This is a genomic window from Thermoactinomyces sp. CICC 23799, from assembly GCF_016055145.1.
Taxonomy (GTDB): domain Bacteria; phylum Bacillota; class Bacilli; order Thermoactinomycetales; family Thermoactinomycetaceae; genus Thermoactinomyces; species Thermoactinomyces intermedius.
Genome location: NZ_JAECVV010000009.1, coordinates 73,469 through 89,707, shown reverse-complemented (window position 1 = coordinate 89,707; position 16,239 = coordinate 73,469). Strand labels below are relative to the sequence as shown.

Below are 16,239 nucleotides of genomic sequence, written 5' to 3'. Positions count from 1 at the left end.
CCTGTCTGGGTTGTCCAGGCAGGATGTTTTGTCATTTACAGAGCCGGGGTTGGCGTCGGTTCGGCAAAACCGTTGCCGTATTTTTGGTCGATGGATTCCCGGATTTTTTGATCCGAAGCTCCGGATTTTTTCATTTGAATGGATTCTTTGGCAATCTCCAGACAAACCCCGCAAGTGGTGGCATGGGAATCCCATGTGATTTGGTTGTTGGATTGTTGGTGGATAAAGCAATCCAGATTATTGCGATGCCCCACACTTTGTCCGCACCCGCAAAAGCATGGGATTTTGGCCAGCAATTCACGGTGTTTGGAGACTTCCTGATAAGTTTGCGCCACCTCCGCGGGATAATCCTGCAAAAAAGAGGGCAATTCATGGAGTGTGGTGGTCTCCCGGACATCTCCCATTACATGAGGGGATTCACCGGGACCGGCCTCCTCATGCGGATCCGTCTGGCAACCGGCTGCAAAAGACAAGCCAAACAGAAACAGCAAGATGGAAAAAAAACGGATGGTTTTTTGCTGCATGATCATACGGCCTCCCTTTTCCCTCTCATCATAGCAGAAAAAGATGAGTTGGTGTAAAGAAGGGGCAATCTGTTTCAAAAAGATAAAAAAAGAGACCGTTTACACGGTCTCATAGATCCGGGGAACAAAATGATAAAACCACTTGATTGAGATAGCCCAGTAAGCCAGAGTGGCTATCTCGTTTATTATTATAAAGCAATTTGTGAGTTTTTGTTAAGGAAATAAAAGGGAGAAAAACTTTATTTGGGTGATTCATCCTGTTTTTTAAGTGTTTTATTTTTTTAGATATAATGAAGTGTGAAAAAACATGTTTTACCCGATGGATGATCTGAATGATCTAAAAGGGAGATGAGAAAAAGTTGAAAAAATTGATCAATCATCCTGAAAACGTTGTGGATGAAATGCTGGACGGCATGGCAGCCGCGTATCCGGAGAGATTGTCCAGAATTCCGGATTATTCCGTCATTGTGCGCAAGCAGGCGCCGGTTCAAGGAAAAGTGGGGTTGGTCAGCGGCGGCGGATCCGGGCATGAACCGGCTCATGCCGGGTATGTGGGAAAAGGCATGCTGGATGCCGCCGTGCTTGGCGAGGTGTTTACTTCCCCCGCGCCCGATCAGATCGTCAGAGCGATTCAGGCGGCCAACGGGGGCAAGGGCGTCTTGTTGATCATCAAAAATTATGCCGGGGACGTCATGAATTTTGAGATGGCGGCTGATATGGCCGAAATGGAAGGGATCCCCGTGAAATCCGTGGTGGTCAACGATGATGTGGCCGTCAGCGATCCGTCCCGGAGAAGGGGAATTGCCGGAACGGTTTTCGTCCATAAAATTGCCGGAGCTTGGGCCGAAGCGGGGGCAAGTTTGGAGGAGGTTCACCGGATTGCGGAAAAAACCGTGCAAAATATGCGGAGCATGGGAGTGGCTTTAACTGCCTGCACTGTGCCGGCCGTCGGTAAGCCGGGCTTTGATATCCAAGAGGATGAAATGGAAATCGGGATGGGGATTCATGGCGAACCCGGTATCCAGAGAACGGCTCTCTTGTCTGCGGATGAAACCGCCGGTATGTTGTTGGATGCCATTTTTAAAGATTTGCCCCTTCAAAAAGGGGATGAGGTGGCGGTTATGTTGAATGGTTTGGGAGCCACGCCGCTGATGGAGTTGTATATTTTGAACAGGAAAGTATCGGAATGTTTACAAGATAAGGGAATCCGGGTGTTTTCCACCAGTGTCGGCGAATACATGACTTCGTTGGAGATGGCCGGTTGTTCACTCACCCTTTTGAAACTGGACGATGAATTAAAAAAAGGATTGAAAGCACCAGCTGACACCGTTTCATGGGTTCAAGCCGAAGGAGGAAGATAAGATGGAATGGACGGTTTTGCAGGTGAAGCATTGGTTGTCGGAGTTAAGCCGGGTCATGCAAGAAAAAAAAGAAGAACTTTCCCGGTATGATCAGGCCGTTGGAGACGGGGATCACGGTGTGAATATGGCACGCGGCTTTAAGGAAGTGGAGAAAGTCCTGACGCAAGAAAATGACGATCACGATATTGGTTGGTGGTTCCAAACAGTTTCCCGGATCCTGTTAAGCAAAGTGGGCGGGGCATCCGGCCCTTTGTACGGCACTGTTTTTCTGAAAATGGCTTTGGTTTGCAAAGGAAAAAGCGTGTTGACGCATGAAGAATGGGTGAAAGCTTTTTCCGAGGCTTGTCAGGGATTAAAAATGAGGGGAAAAGCGGAGCCCGGCGACAAGACCATGTTGGATGTCTGGGAACCGGTTGTCCGGTACATGGAACAGGCAAAAGAGCCAATTTCGCGGCAAACGGTCAAGGACATTGCCGAACAATCCATGAATGACACCCGGGCGATGGTGGCAAAGAAAGGGCGGGCTTCTTACCTGGGGGAACGCTCGGCAGGTCACTTGGATCCGGGGGCGGTGTCTTCTTATTACTTCTTTCGGACATGGGCAGACCAACCATGGAAGGAGGACAGACAATGAGTTGCGTCGGATTGGTGCTGGTCTCGCACAGCGAAAAGCTCGTTGAAGGATTGGCGGAATTTCTCTCGCAAATCCAAAAAGACGTGCCGGTCGCCATTGCCGGCGGAACGGATGACGGGGAACTGGGAACCAGCCCGTTTAAGATCAAAGAAGCCATCGAACGCGTTTATTCGGATCGCGGAGTTTTGGTTTTATTTGATATCGGAAGTGCCGCCATGTCCGTCGAAATGGCCATCGAGATGTTGGGGGACGAAAAAAAGATTCGCGTGGCGGACGCACCGTTGGTGGAAGGTGCCTATGCCGCCGCCGTGGAAGCCTCGGTCCGGAGTGACTTGGATAAAGTGGCGGCATCGGCACACAAAGCAAGAAATTGGCGCAAATAGAAACATAAAATGTTCCCGGGTTCCTCACAATAAAAAAAGAGAGATGCGCATACTAACTCGTAACCCATTCAAAAGGAGTGAACCCGGTGAAAGAGGATCAAAATGTCCGACCCGATACAGAACCGAATGAAAAAAAGAAGAATGTTGCTGCCCAGATGATCCAGCAATTGGGGCAAACCAATGTTCCTCAACTGGAAAGCAATATTTTTTGTTTGAGCATCATCGGGCAAATCGAAGGCCATCTGGTGATGCCTCCCCAAAATAAAACGACCAAATATGAACATGTGATTCCGCAAATCGTCGCAGTGGAACAAAACCCGAAGATTGAAGGAATGGTGATTGTATTAAACACCGTGGGCGGCGATGTGGAAGCCGGTTTGGCCATCGCGGAAATGATTGCATCGATGCGGAAGCCGACGGTGTCGATCGTTCTCGGGGGAGGCCACAGCATCGGGGTTCCCATTGCGGTTGCGGCGGATAAATCTTTCATTGCCGAAACCGCCACCATGACAATTCATCCGGTCCGTCTGAGCGGATTGGTCATCGGAGTGCCTCAAACCTTTGAATATATGGAAAAAATGCAAGACCGGGTGATTCGTTTTATTTCCACCCATTCAAACATCACGGAAGAAAAAATCCGTGAGCTCATGTTCCGGACCGGGGACCTGGCCCGGGACATCGGAACCAATGTGATCGGAAAAGATGCGGTGAAATACGGATTAATCGATGAAGTGGGCGGTATTTCCGAAGCGCTTGCCGAATTGAACAAAATGGTGGAGACCAACAAACAAAGGGAGATTTTGCAATGATCTACTATTCCACGATTCCCATCGAAATGGCTTTTTACCGCCCGGATGAGTTGAAACTGAAACAAATTCAAGTGGATGGCGTGAAGATGATTGTCCATGAAGGAGAGGAAGGAGAAGCGACCATTGTCCAAGTGCTGAGCGGAGATCCCGGTCATTTTTTGGATCCTCGTTTTCAGCCGGGAAACACCATCAAAAACGTTCCGACCGTGGCAGAGTAAACCGCCGGCAGTCAGCCGGCGGTTTTTTGCGGGATCCGGGAGAAGAACAAAAAGAAAAAATCTTTAAAATCCGGTAGGAGACTTTATGTTGTTTTGGGAAATAAATATCGATAAGATAATACCGACTGGTTATCATTGCCATCAATTACTTTCGGAACGGATGGGTTGAAAAGGTGGTTTCAATGGCAAAAAAGAGAAATAAGAAAAAACAGTCGATTGGAACAAAAAAAGAAATTTTGTTTGAGATTTATGGCATTGTCTTATTGGCATTGTCTTTGGTGACGATTGCCAGTTATGGAGCCATTGGCAGAAATTTGACGTATCTGGCCCGTTTTGTGGTGGGGACATGGGATTTTTTGATTCCGGTTTTGGGAATGGGATTGTCCGTGTACGTGATGGCGCATCACAAGTGGCCGGATCATTGGTCGTCGAGGTGGACGGGAGTCGTTTTGGTGTTTATGGCGCTCATCACGTTTAATCATTACTTGACCTTTCACACCATTCAAACGGACAAGGGAATCATCGATCAGACCTGGTACATGTTGTTGGAGGAAAGGAATTCAGCGGTGCCGCTGGATGTCGGCAGCGGGATGCTGGGGGCTTTCTCCTATGCTTTGCTCCATTTTTTATTCGATGATACCGGCACTTTGATCGTGCTGGCGGCCGTCGTGTGTTGCGGTTTTTTGCTGATTGCCGATTTTTCGTTCACGAAAGCTGCGCTGATCTCAAAGGCCGTTTACAAAAAAGCAAAACAAAGGGGAAAGGATTTCCTGATCGATTGGATCAGGCAATATGACCGGCGCCAAAAGCGGACATCGAAGCAAAAGCGTGTGCGGGAAAAAAACGTCCCCGATGTGGAAGTGAGCAAAGAGCCCATCGATCCGGTAGTTTACGACTTTGAAGATGTGGCTTACCAGGACAGGGAGCAACCGGAGAACGGGAAAAAGCCGGTCCATGAACAAATGAAATTGAAATTGCAGCCGTCGGAGCCGCAGCCCCAACCGAAACAACCGGAACCGGATGAAGGTTCCGGTGAGCCGATCGAAGTTCATTTTCAATCGCAACAAAAGATGGATCATTATGTCTTGCCGCCGGCCACCCTGTTAAATCCGACAAAGAAAAGGCAGGGCCGGGAGCAGGAAAACGTCCATGAAAAAGCGCAAACCCTGCAGGACAAACTGGAAAGCTTCGGAGTCAAAGCAACGGTGGGGGAAATACACCGGGGACCGGCTGTCACCCGTTATGAAATCCGTCCGGAAAAAGGGGTAAAGGTGAGCCGGATTGTCAACCTGGCGGATGACATTGCCCTGGCGCTGGCGGCCAAAGATATCCGGATTGAAGCCCCGATCCCGGGAAAATCGGCGGTCGGGATCGAAATCCCCAATTCCAAAGTCGCGCTGGTGGGGTTAAGAGATGTGTTGGAGAGTGCGGAATATTTGGGATCGCAATCCAAGTTGAGCATTGCCCTGGGGCGGGATGTGTACGGCAAACCCATCGTGGATAATCTGGCCAAGATGCCTCATCTGTTGGTGGCGGGGGCAACCGGATCGGGAAAAAGTGTTTGCATCAACGGGATCATTGTCAGCCTGTTGTACAAAGCGCGTCCGGACGAAGTGAAATTGATGATGATTGATCCCAAAATGGTTGAACTCAATGCATACAACGGAATTCCCCATTTATTGATCCCGGTGGTCACGGAACCGCGCAAAGCGGCCGTGGCATTGAAAAAAGTGGTGGCGGAAATGGAAAAACGCTATGAATTGTTTGCCAAGCACGGGGCCCGCGACATTGAACGCTTCAATCAATTGGTGAAAGAAAAAGGATTGGAAGAGACAGCCCCCCTTCCTTACATCGTTGTCATTGTGGATGAGTTGGCGGATTTGATGATGGTCGCCCCGGCCGATGTGGAAGATTCGATTTGCCGGCTGGCGCAGATGGCCAGGGCTGCCGGGATTCATTTGATCATCGCCACCCAGCGTCCGTCGGTCGATGTGATCACCGGCGTGATCAAGTCCAATATCCCGACCCGGATTGCTTTTGCCGTTTCATCGCAGGCCGATTCCCGCACCATCCTGGACATGGGGGGAGCCGAGAAATTGCTCGGACGCGGGGATATGTTGTATTTGCCGACGGGGGCATCCAAGCCGATCCGGATCCAAGGGGCATTCCTTTCGGATGAAGAAGTGGAGCGGGTGGTGAAGTTTGTCAAGGAACAACAAGAACCGGATTATCAGGAAGAAATGATTCCCAAATCCCCTGACAAAAATAAATCATCCGTCGACGACGAATTGTTCCCGCAAGCGAAAAAACTGGTCATTGAAGCGCAAACGGCCTCCGTGTCTTTGTTGCAGCGCCGGTTGCGGATCGGTTATACCAGGGCGGCCCGCCTGATTGACATGCTGGAGGCCAAAGGGATTGTCGGCCCGTATGAAGGGAGCAAGCCCCGCGAAGTGTTGGTTTCATCGCTTGACAATGAAACCGGGGAGAGGAAAAAAGAAGCCGTGAAATGAGCTTTTCAGAGAAAAGAATTTTTTGTCGGACAGACGATCATAATAAATGGTGAACATTTCTAACCGGTGCCGGATTCGTCTATAATAGGGGTAATTGACTTGATGAAAAAGAGGTGAATAATTTGGGTTTTGCTCAGTTTGAAACAGGCTCGATCGGGAATATTCGTGTCCATGTTTGTAACAGCGAAAAGTTTAAAACCACGACGCTGATGGCATTTATTCAACAGGAGTTGTCCCCGGAAACCGTAACCAAAACCGCATTGCTCCCTCAAGTGTTGCAGAGGGGGACACAGTCCCATCCGACCACCCTCTCTTTCCGTCAGAAATTGGATGAGTTGTATGGGGCCATTTTGTTCGGGGATGTATTCAAGCGGGGAGAACGGCATATCATGCAATTTGGCATGGAACTGGCCAATGAACAATATCTGAAGGAATCCCCTTCGCTCCTTGCGGAAGGGATCCGGTTTTTCAGCGAGGTGTTATTAAAGCCGGCGTTGGAAAATCAAGCATTCAAATCTTCCTATGTGGAAGCGGAAAAGAAAAATTTAAAACAGAAAATCAAGAGCTTAAAGGACGATAAAATCCGCTATGCATCCCAACGCATGATCGAAGCCATGTGTCAGGGAGAGCCGTATGCGTTGTTTAACCACGGACGCCTCGAAGACTTGCCAACCATTGACCCGTCATCGTTGTATACATATTATCAAGAGGTTTTGTCCGAATGCCCGGTGGATTTTTATTGCGTGGGTAATGTATCGGCGGACGAAGTGTTGAAATTGCTTGAAAAAGAATTTTCGTCCATTGCGGGTAAAACGCGGAAAACGGTACAGACCCAAACGGCTTCCCGTCCGGTGAAGGAAGAACGGGTCGTGATCGAACGGATGAATGTCAATCAAGGGAAACTGAACATCGGTTGCCGGACCCAAACCACGATAAAAGATCCGGATTATCCGGCGCTCATGATGTATAACGGCATTCTGGGCGGCTTTCCGCATTCCAAGCTGTTCAGAAATGTGCGTGAAAAAGCGAGCCTCGCGTACTATTGTTCTTCCCGATTGGAAAGCCATAAAGGCCTGTTGCTCATTCAATCCGGGATTGAAATCGCCAACTATGACCAAGCGGTTCAAATCATCAAAGAGCAGTTGGAGGAAATCCGGCAAGGAAACATCAGCGATCAGGAACTGGAGCAGACCAAGGCGACATTGTCCAACCAGTTGCGCTCTCAAATGGACCGGTCTTATGAGATGATCCAATTCCATTACCAATCCGTCTTGAACGGAAAAGATTTGCCGCTGGAAATATTATTGGAGCAAGTGAATGCGGTGCAAAAGGAAGACGTGCAAAAAATAGCGGAGAAAATCCGGTTGGATGTGATTTATTTTTTACGGGACCGGGGAGGGAATGAACATGCAAAAAGTGGAGTTTGATCAAATTCAGGAATCTCTGTTCTTTGAAGAGCTAACCAACGGCTTGAGTGTTTATGTCCTGCCGAAAAAGAATTTCTTTAAAACTTATGCCACGTTTACAACCAAATACGGATCCATTGACAACACTTTCCGGGTAAGGGGGAAAGAAAAGCACGAGGTTCCCGACGGCATTGCGCACTTTTTGGAACATAAAATGTTTGAGCAGGCATCGGGGGAAGACGTGTTCCAGGAGTTTTCGCGGCAGGGGGCTTCAGCCAATGCGTTTACCAGCTTCACCCGGACAGCTTATTTGTTTTCCAGCACGGGCCAGGTGGAAAAAAACCTGACAACCTTGCTTGATTTTGTGCAATCGCCGTATTTTACGGAGCAAAATGTGGAGAAAGAAAAAGGGATCATCGGGCAGGAAATCCGGATGTACGATGACAACCCGGACTGGCGTGTTTATTTTGGCTTGTTTGAAGCCATGTATCACCATCACCCCGTTAAAATCGACATCGCCGGAACCGTGGAGTCCATATCAAAGATCACCAAAGACTTGTTGTACACTTGCTATGAAACCTTTTACCATCCGAACAACATGGTCTTGTTCATCGTCGGGCCGGTGGATCCGGAGGCCATCATCCGACTGGTGAAAGAAAACCAACAGAACAAGTCTTTCCCGGACCAGCCGGAGATCGAACGCTTTTTCCCGGATGAGCCTGAGGAAGTGGTCGAACCCGTCAAGGAAATCGAGCTGAGTGTCGGAATTTCCAAATGCATGTTTGGATTCAAAGAAAAAGCGGACAAGGTGAACGTAAAGGGAAACGAGTTTCTCAAACAGGAAATGGCCACCCAGATCGTCTTAGAAGCATTGCTCGGCCCGGCTTCCAACTTGTACCAATCCCTGTATGACGACGGATTGATCGATGACGGTTTCGGGACGGACTACACCCTGGACCGGGGATTCGGGCTGTCCATGATCGGAGGGGATACCCCCGATCCCGACCAATTGCTTCAGCGGATCAAAAAAGAATTGCCGCCTTTGATCGAAAAGGGACTGGACCAAGACACTTTTGAACGGATCCACAAAAAGAAGATCGGTGCGAATCTGCGCTATTTGAATTCCCCGGAATGGATCGCCAACCAATTTACCGGTTACCGGTTCCATGATGCCGATTTATTTGACCTGGTTCCGTGTCTGGAGGCTTTGACGTTGGAGGAAGTGAACCGGCGCATGCAGGAACACATGCAGTGGGACCGGTTTGCCGTTTCCATCGTGCGGCCGTCCCGGGATTAAAGTCACCAATCACCAAATAACCGTGAAAGCGTCCTTGTTCAAAAGGGCGCTTTTGTTTGAAAGGATGGAAAATATGCAAGCGTTAAAAGGAAAAACCGCTTGGATCCTTGGTGGCAGCGGGGGAATCGGGCGGGACATTTGCATCAAACTGGCCGGATTGGGTGCAAATATTGCCGCCGGTTATTTTTCCCGGCGGGAGGAAGCGCAAAAAGTTGCCGGGGAATGCAAAGAAAAAGGGGTCTTAGCTTTTGCCTTTCCGGTGGATTTAAGGACCCGTTCCTCCGTCGCTGAGGTTTACCGGCAAATTTCCATGTATCTGTCTCCGCCGGATATCGTGATTCATGCGGCCGGAACATCCAAATGGGGATTGATTCAGGATTTTTCGGATCATGACTATGAAATGCTGATGGATGTTCATGTCCGGGGCGCTTTTTATCTGGCGCAAACCGCGCTTCCCCGCATGATCCGGAAAAAAGACGGGCGGATCATTTTGGTCTCCTCCATATGGGGGCAGACCGGCGGTGCGGGGGAAGTGTTGTATTCCGCTGCCAAGGGAGCGCAAATCAGCATGGCCAAGGCCCTGGCCAAAGAAGTGGCGCCAAGCGGCATCACGGTGAATGTCATTGCGCCCGGAGCCATTGACACTCCTTTGTTGGACCGGCAATTGCCCGGGGAGGAAAAACATTCGCTGGCGGAGGACATCCCGGCCGGCCGTTTGGGGAGCCCGGAGGAAGTGGCGTCGCTGGCTGCTTTTTTATGTCTCCCCCAAGCTTCCTATATCACCGGTCAAGTCTTTGCTGTCAATGGCGGTTGGTATACATAAAAAGAAATCATTCGATTCATATTAGAAGTAGATCCATGTATCAGATCAAAGGAGGAAAAAGAAATGTCTGTTTTGGACAACTTTCAGGATTGGAAAGAGTTTTTGCATAACCGCGTGGACCAAGCCCGCCAGCTGGGAATGAGTGACCGGGACATCAAAGATTTGGCCCATCAACTGGGGGATTATCTGGCCAAGGATGTGGATCCGCAAAACACCCAGGAACGTCTTTTGAAAGATCTTTGGAGTGTGGCGGACGAAAACGAACAACAAACGATCGCCAATTTAATGGTCAAAATGGTGAACGATGGAAAAAGATGAATGTTTGTTTTTTATTTTAAAACACCCAAAAACGGGTGTTTTATTTTTTTGATAAATCTAATTCTCAATGTAATACTTTTTTGGCACTTTGCGGTTATGCTATACTAATTAACATATTAATCTTTTGAGTTTAGCGTTTGAAACGGGAGAGGGTGGGGTGTTGTCATGGATCACCAGGAATGGTATCTGGAATATCAGATTCATAAAAACCGCCCCGGACTGATGGGGGATTTGGCGTCCATATTGGGGATGCTTACCATCAATATCGTCACGATTAACGGTGTGGAGAAAAACCGGCGGGGATTACTGCTCCGTACCGATGATAAAGAAAAGATTGAGGCGTTAAGGGAAATTTTGACAAGAGTTGATAACATCACCATTACTGCTTTGCGCCCTCCTCAACTGGTGGACCGGATGGCGGTCAGACACGGCCGTTACCTGGAACGGTGTGTGGCCGATGAAAGAACGTATCGATTCACAAGGGAAGAGCTGGGGCTTTTGGTGGATTTCATGGCACATCTTTTTAAAAAAGAAGGGGCTCAGTTAATTGGCATCCGGGGCATGCCCAGGGTCGGGAAAACCGAGTCTGTGGTGGCTGCCAGTGTTTGTGCCAATAAGCGTTGGACATTTGTTTCGTCCACATTGTTAAAACAGACGGTCCGCAGCCAATTGGCCCAGGATGAACTTTCAGGCCAAAACGTGTATATTATTGACGGGATCGTTTCCACGCTCCGCTCGACCGAACGCCATGACATGCTGGTCCGGGAAATTTTGCGCATGGACGCAACCAAAGTGATTGAACATCCGGATGTGTTCATCAGGGAAACAGAGTATACTTTGGATGATTTTGATTACATCATTGAATTGCGGAATCATCCGGATGAAGTGATTTCGTATGACCGATTGGATGAAAATCATGGATTTTAAACGTGGCAAAAGCTTTGCTGCAAGGGGAGGGATCAAAAATGTCGGGGATTGGAGACTATTTGAAACAGGTCCGGCAGCAACGGGGGTATTCTCTGGAAGAAGTAAACAGAATTACGAATATTCACATAAAATATTTGCATGCGCTGGAAAATGACCGTTTTGATTTGCTGCCAAGCCCTTTTTATGCCAAGGCTTTTTTGAGAACCTACGCGAAAAGCCTCGGTGTGGATACAAAACCATTGTTGGACCATTTTGACAAGCTGATGAAAATGCGTCCCAATCAGGAACAGTCCAAAGCCGTCACGCCCCCCAAACCGGCATCCCGGACACAAATGTTGCCGAAACCAAGCGGAAAATTTCTTCCTCCGAAAGGACAAGCGCAAAGTCCGAGACCGAACGGGCTGTTGGGCGGAAGTCCGTTCCGTCAGCCAATCAACCCGGAGCCTGAACCGGCCAAAAAATCTTTGTCTTCTGCGCCGAATCCCGGATTGAATTTTCGTCCGGAAAATCAGCAAAATCAGCTTCCGCCGGTTCCGGAAGTGCCGAAAGCCCCAGAACAACCGGCCGGACTGCAACCAACGAAAAACCCGGAACCGTCAACCCAAACACCCGTACCTCAAACGACGCTGTCTCTGCCTCCGCTTGAAGCCACGCAACAGCATCTGTTAACACCGCGCCGGGTTGCCATGGAATTGAAAAAACAACAAATGAAAGAGAAAAAAGAAAATGTCAAAAAGAAAAAACATACGATGATTGCCATGGTTGTCGGTGCTTTGTTATTGTTAAGCGGAGGAGTGTATGTTTATCTCCATGATCATCAGACTTCCCAGCCCGAAAAACGCAATGCAATGGAATTTCCTTCCGGAAACGGGCAAATGGAAGATGTCAATGCAGCTTCGCAAAATTCGCCCACCTTGGAGGAAGGGGAAGAATCTTCGGATCCTTATGTCGGACAAGAGTTTTTGATCAAAAATGTCGATAAATTAAATGTTGTGTTAAAAGGGAGAAGCGGGGAATCAACGGTTTTGTATGCTCCGACACCGAAAGATCAGCCCCAAAAATTGACATTGCGTGTGGGGCAAGAAGTCACACTGGATACAGCCGGAAAAAACTATATTTGGTTCCGGTTGGGAACGCCATCTAATGTAGAAATCCTTGTTAATGATCAACAAATCAATACAGATGCTCAAGATGCTGAAAAAAGTTACGTGGTGAAAGTTCAGTAAGCCGTGAAGTTAGTTTGGGGAGGGTGCTTCGTTGTCCGTGGAAATCGGGAGGAGATTGAGAAGGGCGCGTGAGGCGTCGGGCTTGACTTTGGAAGAAGTGGAGAGAAGGACCAGAATTTCCAAAAGGGAATTGTTGGCGATGGAACAGGGGAGGTTTCAGTTTCACCCCAATCCTGCGTATGTTCGTTCCTGTGTCCGGGCATATGCAACGGTAGTGGGGGAAAATCCGCAACGGATGTTAAATTGGTTGCAACGGGCACAAGAAAGGACCACGCGCAGGGAACCAGCGGTCCGGAGAAATCTTCCGGACGGGCAGGGAAATGGCGGAGAGCTGTCCCGGTCCCGCCGCCGGTCAAACGGCTACGGACGTTCACAATCTCATACGAAACCGGATGATCCGCAGCAGGAGGATTATCCCCCTCAAAGGCAGGTGTACCGCCGATCGGAGAGAGAGGGGATGGAGGCGGAATCCGGCGAAGGTGAGTACAGCCGCCGGAGTCGCCGGCAGGCTTCCAAAAAGAAAACGTCCGTTTTTGATAAAATTTACTCGTATTTTTTATTATCGGGTGCAATTTTATTGGTGATTGCAACCATTTGTTTTTTATGGTTCCGATGGAGCAATGCCTGATCAAAAAGGCGGTTTCCCGGATTGGACAGGCCGGGGACCCCTTTCTTTTGAAATATCAGAATATATTGAATTTTAACCGGAGTTTTTCAGCGGAAAAATTGACGGTTTTTAAAAAAAGATTTAATTTCGGATGGCGTCAAGAGGGACTGCAGAAGAAGGCGTTTTTGACACATTTCGGAGACCATGGTATGCTTGAAACAAATTGTTGTTTCTATACAGCGCCGTCAAGATCATTGTTTTTTTATATATATTTACAACAACTCTCAGGCTCTTTTTTGTTTATGGGATGTTGTTTCAAAGAAAAGAAATAGATTTTGATTTCGGTAAAGAGTATGATAGAAGACGGTGTTTCAACTATCGATAAAAATGTTTACAACCAATCGAAAAGTGCTGGGAAAACAGCGAACACCATGAGAAAACCGATAATTTAACGGGTTGCTGAGCAGCATGTCTTTTGTTGTCAAAAGCGTATTGTTCAAACAGCCTTTCAGGAGGTGGCTGGGGTGTCTGTCGAAATTGGCTCATATCTTCGACAAGCCCGAGAAGCGATTGGAATGTCCCTCGAAGAATTGCAAGAAAAAACAAAGATCCAAAAATCATTTTTAATTGCGATCGAAAATGGTGAATTTGATAAATTGCCGAGCCCTTTTTATGTGCGGACATATCTGCGTTCTTATGCCAACTGCGTAAAAATCGAACCGCATCATATTTTGCGTCAGTACCGAAAGATGGAACAAGCGGAGAGATTAACCGGGGTACATAAAGCGGTCAATCCGAATGATCTTAATCAAAATCAGCAGACGCAAAAGTTGCCGCCGCTTGAAAAATACCAGTTGACGGGCAAAATGCCTGCCGTCAATCCAAGCCAATCGACGCAGCAAAACACAACGCGCATGAGAACATTGCCGATGAGTAACCAGAACAAGGGCCGGATCAATGCCCAAACGGCGCTGACGGCTTCCAAGACCATGATCAACCGGGTGAGCGATCAGGTGAAAGCGCGCCGGGACATGGGTTATCAGCAAGCGGGCATTCTGAATAAGGATAAAGACCAGACGGCTCAGGGGAACGTTGGCGGAATCAGTCCGAAAAAAGAATTGTATCCGACGGTTTCACGGAAAAACCACGGACAAACCTGGCCGAACCAGAGTTTGTTGCTTTCAAACACCGGAAAGGTGCCGCGTGTGTCCGGGCCGTTGACCCGGGTTTCGGATCAGGCAACCCGAAATTCCGGACCGGTGCCCCGGGTGACGGGTGCGATGAAAAAGCTGGATTTAAACGATGTCCCGATTCCATCGGTTTTGCCGGATGACTTGGAAAACGAATCGAAGACAAAAGAAGGGGAGCGTCAACGGTTGAGTCGCGTTGAACGCTTAAGTCGCAGTGCGTCCAAAAGCCGGAGATCTTTCAAAATATCCGGTTTGAATCTCAAAAGCCCCATTGCCATGGCGGTGGCAGGTCTGATTTTGTGTATTCCTTTGGGATGGGCGATTTTGTCTTTTACAGGGGATGACACCCAACCGGATTCCAATTCGACTGCACAAACCGCCAATGACCAAATGCTTGAGATTCCGCCTGAGAAAAAAGGAAAATTGCAATTGGCGCAACAAGATGTGAATGTGGTGCACTATCGTCTCCAGGATACCGATCAAATCGTGGTGATGGTTCATGCCGCCGGTGGAAAATCGCGGGTTGAGCTCAGAACCGATCTTCCTTCCGAGGGCGGGAGTGACCATTTGATCAAAGATGTGACGTTGCCCAAGGACGAAAAATGGAGCTACAAATATACATATGAAGGCAATCCGGACTTTTATGTCGGATTGAGCGCTCCGGAAGATGCGATTGTTTACGTGAACGGACAAGTCGTGAAATCGGCTCGGTATATTCACGTTCGCAGAGTGGATTGATTTTTTTTTGGAAGCAAGTGCTTACCCGGCACTTGCTTTTTTGACGTTCATATTCTTCTGGGCTATACTGTATAAGTTAGAATTGAACAGAACAATCTACGGGAGGGACACGGCAGATGTCCAAGCCTTTTGAAGAATTAAAAAAGGCCAGGGAACAGAAGCAGCTGAGTTTGAAAGAAGCAGCGGAAAAAACCCGGATTGATGAAAATTATCTTGCAGCTTTGGAAAATGCTGAATTTTCCGGGCTTCCGGACCCTCTTTATGTGAGGGGGTTTATCCGTAGGTATTCAAAATTGTTGGAAATCGATGCAAAGCCGATGTTGGATGCATATAAAAAGTGGGAACAAGAAGAGCATCCCGAAGAGTCCCGGCCGGCCACCACGCTTCCGTCCCGGAGCAGCCGCACACAAGAATCATCCAGGCAAAAAAAGAAGTGGCTTGCCAAGTGGCCGGGTGTCCTCTGGGTTTCTTCCATCGCCGTTTTGTTGATCGCAGCCGGTGTGGTTACATGGCTGGTTCTCGATCAGGATTCATCCGACGCGGAAACCGTTCAGCTTGAGGAACCGCAAGCGGAAACGGCGGATGCCAAACCGGAGCCCAAAGAGCGTCCGCAGGTGGAATTGATTCAACCGGCTGAGAAAGGTGAGCAAGGCGATGTGTACGGTGTTTCCAAAGCCGAAAAGGTGACGGTGAAAGTGGTGGCGGACAAATCAACAGAGATTCAGGTCCGTTCGGGGGGACCCACGGGGGAAGTGATTGCTTCCAAAGCATTGTCCCCGAACCAGACGGAAGAATTTTCCGATCCGGAGTGGATTTCTTTGCGGGTCGATCATCCCCATTATGTCAAACTTTATGTCAACGGGGTTTATATTGACACCTCTTTACAGCAGCAAGTTTCATTGTACCAATTCAAAAAGAAAGAAAGCACGGATGATGAATAAAAGCGGTTCAGCAGAGAGGATCCCTCTTCCTCTCTGCTTTTTTTGACACGCTTCAGATGCTTGGTTTATACTTACGAAAGAATTAAACGAGGAAGGTATGGGTTTAATATTAAAGGATGGATGCGTTTATACTAGAAAAATAAAGTTGATGGACAAAAAGCCGGATAACGGCTTTAAAAGATGGTACCGAGCAAGAGCGACGGCATTCCCTTCCTGGAAAATGCGAAACGCCGGAAATGAAGAAAGCTTCAAAGGCCGGCCCGGAAATGAATGGCGCGGTGTTTCCGCTGCTCCCGTGCGTACGGGGCTTTGAAAATCCTCTTCCTG

The 16,239-nt window shown here is 48.5% G+C and carries 16 protein-coding genes; 15 read left to right on the top strand and 1 reads right to left on the bottom strand.

What is annotated here, in order from left to right:
• Nucleotides 1-35 precede the first annotated feature (35 nt).
• Nucleotides 36-524 carry a PCYCGC motif-containing (lipo)protein gene (locus I8U21_RS12795; RefSeq protein WP_181732618.1) on the bottom strand — a complete coding sequence of 163 codons (489 nt, stop codon included), beginning with the start codon at nucleotides 522-524 and terminating at the stop codon, nucleotides 36-38.
• 359 nt (nucleotides 525-883) lie between these two features.
• Here I8U21_RS12795 and dhaK point away from each other — a divergent pair, with 359 nt between their 5' ends.
• From dhaK to I8U21_RS12720, 15 genes are all read left to right on the top strand, one after another.
• On the top strand, nucleotides 884-1,885 hold the full coding sequence (dhaK, locus tag I8U21_RS12790) for a dihydroxyacetone kinase subunit DhaK (protein WP_181732617.1): 1,002 nt from the start codon (nucleotides 884-886) through the stop codon (nucleotides 1,883-1,885).
• A 1-nt stretch (nucleotide 1,886) separates the two neighbouring features.
• Nucleotides 1,887-2,519, top strand: a complete 633-nt coding sequence (dhaL, locus tag I8U21_RS12785) for a dihydroxyacetone kinase subunit DhaL (protein WP_198054038.1) — start codon at nucleotides 1,887-1,889, stop codon at nucleotides 2,517-2,519.
• Entirely contained in the window at nucleotides 2,516-2,902 is a 387-nt protein-coding gene (gene dhaM / locus I8U21_RS12780) for a dihydroxyacetone kinase phosphoryl donor subunit DhaM (RefSeq protein ID WP_181732631.1), read from the top strand. The genes dhaL and dhaM overlap by 4 nt, the downstream gene beginning before the upstream one ends.
• An 86-nt stretch (nucleotides 2,903-2,988) precedes the next feature.
• On the top strand, nucleotides 2,989-3,711 hold the full coding sequence (locus I8U21_RS12775; RefSeq protein WP_370527091.1) for a ClpP family protease: 723 nt from the start codon (nucleotides 2,989-2,991) through the stop codon (nucleotides 3,709-3,711).
• Nucleotides 3,708-3,929, top strand: a complete 222-nt coding sequence (locus I8U21_RS12770) for a YlzJ-like family protein (RefSeq protein ID WP_181732616.1) — start codon at nucleotides 3,708-3,710, stop codon at nucleotides 3,927-3,929. The genes I8U21_RS12775 and I8U21_RS12770 overlap by 4 nt, the downstream gene beginning before the upstream one ends.
• Before the next feature lie 182 nt (nucleotides 3,930-4,111).
• The gene (locus tag I8U21_RS12765) at nucleotides 4,112-6,439 is read left to right on the top strand and encodes an FtsK/SpoIIIE family DNA translocase (RefSeq protein ID WP_181732615.1); all 2,328 of its coding nucleotides are present in this window, start codon (nucleotides 4,112-4,114) and stop codon (nucleotides 6,437-6,439) included.
• Nucleotides 6,440-6,561: 122 nt separating this feature from the next.
• Nucleotides 6,562-7,866, top strand: a complete 1,305-nt coding sequence (gene yfmF, locus I8U21_RS12760) for an EF-P 5-aminopentanol modification-associated protein YfmF (RefSeq protein WP_232337657.1) — start codon at nucleotides 6,562-6,564, stop codon at nucleotides 7,864-7,866.
• A complete protein-coding gene (gene yfmH, locus I8U21_RS12755) occupies nucleotides 7,847-9,142 on the top strand; it encodes an EF-P 5-aminopentanol modification-associated protein YfmH (RefSeq protein WP_198054037.1) in 1,296 nt (431 codons plus the stop codon). Before yfmF ends, yfmH begins: the two co-directional genes overlap by 20 nt.
• Before the next feature lie 73 nt (nucleotides 9,143-9,215).
• Nucleotides 9,216-9,965, top strand: coding sequence for an elongation factor P 5-aminopentanone reductase (gene ymfI, locus I8U21_RS12750; protein WP_181732613.1), 750 nt, complete (start codon nucleotides 9,216-9,218; stop codon nucleotides 9,963-9,965).
• 63 nt (nucleotides 9,966-10,028) lie between these two features.
• The gene (locus tag I8U21_RS12745; RefSeq protein ID WP_198054036.1) at nucleotides 10,029-10,283 is read left to right on the top strand and encodes a DUF3243 domain-containing protein; all 255 of its coding nucleotides are present in this window, start codon (nucleotides 10,029-10,031) and stop codon (nucleotides 10,281-10,283) included.
• 165 nt (nucleotides 10,284-10,448) lie between these two features.
• Entirely contained in the window at nucleotides 10,449-11,210 is a 762-nt protein-coding gene (locus I8U21_RS12740) for a DUF3388 domain-containing protein (RefSeq protein WP_181732611.1), read from the top strand.
• Nucleotides 11,211-11,248: 38 nt separating this feature from the next.
• Nucleotides 11,249-12,436, top strand: a complete 1,188-nt coding sequence (locus tag I8U21_RS12735; protein WP_198054035.1) for a helix-turn-helix domain-containing protein — start codon at nucleotides 11,249-11,251, stop codon at nucleotides 12,434-12,436.
• Nucleotides 12,437-12,473: 37 nt separating this feature from the next.
• Nucleotides 12,474-13,064, top strand: coding sequence for a helix-turn-helix domain-containing protein (locus I8U21_RS12730; protein ID WP_309544822.1), 591 nt, complete (start codon nucleotides 12,474-12,476; stop codon nucleotides 13,062-13,064).
• Between the two features lie 503 nt (nucleotides 13,065-13,567).
• Nucleotides 13,568-14,971: a helix-turn-helix domain-containing protein gene (locus tag I8U21_RS12725; protein WP_198054034.1), complete on the top strand. Its 1,404-nt coding sequence runs from the start codon at nucleotides 13,568-13,570 to the stop codon at nucleotides 14,969-14,971.
• 116 nt (nucleotides 14,972-15,087) lie between these two features.
• Nucleotides 15,088-15,912 (top strand): helix-turn-helix domain-containing protein, encoded by an 825-nt coding sequence (locus I8U21_RS12720; protein ID WP_198054033.1) that lies wholly within the window; start codon nucleotides 15,088-15,090, stop codon nucleotides 15,910-15,912.
• The last annotated feature ends 327 nt before the right edge of the window (nucleotides 15,913-16,239 follow it).

Excerpts from the sequence above, each read along its gene's own strand:
- dhaL (WP_198054038.1), top strand. The coding sequence starts at position 1,887 with ATGGAATGGACGGTTTTGCAGGTGAAGCATTGGTTGTCGGAGTTAAGC.
- I8U21_RS12735 (WP_198054035.1), top strand. The coding sequence starts at position 11,249 with ATGTCGGGGATTGGAGACTATTTGAAACAGGTCCGGCAGCAACGGGGG.
- I8U21_RS12770 (WP_181732616.1), top strand. The coding sequence starts at position 3,708 with ATGATCTACTATTCCACGATTCCCATCGAAATGGCTTTTTACCGCCCG.
- yfmH (WP_198054037.1), top strand. The coding sequence starts at position 7,847 with ATGCAAAAAGTGGAGTTTGATCAAATTCAGGAATCTCTGTTCTTTGAA.
- I8U21_RS12740 (WP_181732611.1), top strand. The coding sequence starts at position 10,449 with ATGGATCACCAGGAATGGTATCTGGAATATCAGATTCATAAAAACCGC.
- I8U21_RS12765 (WP_181732615.1), top strand. The coding sequence starts at position 4,112 with ATGGCAAAAAAGAGAAATAAGAAAAAACAGTCGATTGGAACAAAAAAA.
- I8U21_RS12745 (WP_198054036.1), top strand. The coding sequence starts at position 10,029 with ATGTCTGTTTTGGACAACTTTCAGGATTGGAAAGAGTTTTTGCATAAC.
- dhaM (WP_181732631.1), top strand. The coding sequence starts at position 2,516 with ATGAGTTGCGTCGGATTGGTGCTGGTCTCGCACAGCGAAAAGCTCGTT.
- I8U21_RS12720 (WP_198054033.1), top strand. The coding sequence starts at position 15,088 with ATGTCCAAGCCTTTTGAAGAATTAAAAAAGGCCAGGGAACAGAAGCAG.
- ymfI (WP_181732613.1), top strand. The coding sequence starts at position 9,216 with ATGCAAGCGTTAAAAGGAAAAACCGCTTGGATCCTTGGTGGCAGCGGG.
- I8U21_RS12795 (WP_181732618.1), bottom strand. The coding sequence starts at position 524 with ATGCAGCAAAAAACCATCCGTTTTTTTTCCATCTTGCTGTTTCTGTTT.